The sequence below is a fragment of the Aquibacillus saliphilus genome, from assembly GCF_020404745.1.
GTDB lineage: Bacteria > Bacillota > Bacilli > Bacillales > Amphibacillaceae > Aquibacillus > Aquibacillus saliphilus.
This window is the reverse complement of sequence record NZ_JAIZAP010000039.1, coordinates 1-1,383: the sequence shown is the minus strand read 5'-3', so window position 1 is coordinate 1,383 and position 1,383 is coordinate 1. Positions and strand designations below refer to the sequence as shown.

1 protein-coding gene is annotated in these 1,383 nt (G+C 38.7%); it reads left to right on the top strand.

Annotated features, from left to right (window positions below):
* The first annotated feature begins 130 nt into the window (after window positions 1-130).
* Entirely contained in the window at window positions 131-1,330 is a 1,200-nt protein-coding gene (locus LD272_RS21290) for an ISL3 family transposase (RefSeq protein ID WP_226038594.1), read from the top strand.
* The last annotated feature ends 53 nt before the right edge of the window (window positions 1,331-1,383 follow it).

The window sequence follows — 1,383 nt, the reverse complement described above, 5'->3', positions numbered from 1 at the left end:
GGCTCTATACTAAATGTGGTGGTGTCCTCAGTTCTATCAAGGCTTTAAAAGAAGTCAAAAAAATACACTCATTCCCCTCTCTTTTGTTATCCTAAAGTTGTCGAGACAAAAGGAAAAGGAGAGGGAAAGAGTGCAAAATCATTTTATCATAGAAATGTTGGGGATTAAAGACAAGCATGTTGACGTATGGGATTTCAGTGACCAATCCGACTATTTGTTGGTGGAATTGCGTACAAAAGTTAAAAAGCAGAAGTGTCCGGTTTGTAAAGAAAAAACGAAGCGTGTTCATGGTTATCGCAACCAGAAGATTCAGGGACCAATTATGTCTAATAGACCCCTGCAAATTTCCTTGCGGAAAAGACGATACCTCTGTGTGGATTGTAACCATACCTTTTATGAAAAGCTACAGATGGTTGAACGCTATCAGCGATGCACGAATGCGGTGCAGACAACTGCGTTAACTTATACAGCAGTTGGATCCTTTACTACTGCAGCTCAATTAACGGGGATGACGACAAATCGGTTATTGCGCTTATTTAATCGACATAAAATCGAAACCACAAAAGTTCTTCCACGAGCTATATCTATTGACGAATTCAAGGGTGACGCAGGTGGGGAAAGGTTTCAAACCGTTATCGCAGATGTAGAGAATAAAGAAATCGTAGATGTGTTACCTGATAGAAAAGTAGACACAATAAAGTCCTATTTACAGTCCTGTGATACCAGTAGGACAGAGATTGTGGTGATGGATTTGTCAAAGTCTTTCAAGCAAGCTGTACGTAAGGCATTGGGTAATCCATTAATTATCGCTGATCGATTTCACTACATGCGCCAAGTGTATTGGGCATTAGATGAGGTAAGACGAGAAGTCCAACGTGAGTTGGATAAGAAAGCACGAATACGTATGAAACGAAGTAAAAAACTGTTGTGGAAATCAACCTATAAATTATCCGAGGAAGAACAAGAAAAAGTAAACCAACTGCTTCAGATACATTCTGGGCTAAGAGAAGCCTATGACTTGAAAAATAAGCTGGACCAATGGTTTAAAGAAAGTGATGAAGTTACTGCAATGCAAGGATTAGAAGAATGTTTGATGGCGATGAACGCTTCTAAAATAGAGGCTTTTCATAAGGTGATGAAGACATTTAAACGCTGGAAGCAAGAAATCTTACAGTCATTTATGTATCGATTTAATAATGGATACATTGAGGGTGTAAACAACACGATTAAAGTATCGAAGCGTATGTCTTATGGCATTAAAGACTTCGAACGATTGAAAAAGAAAATATTGTGGCGACAAGAAGTTAGAAGGGCTTTAGCTTTAGTTTAAAAGAAAAAGAGATGGTGGAGTGAAAATCACACCACCACATTTGACAGAGAACC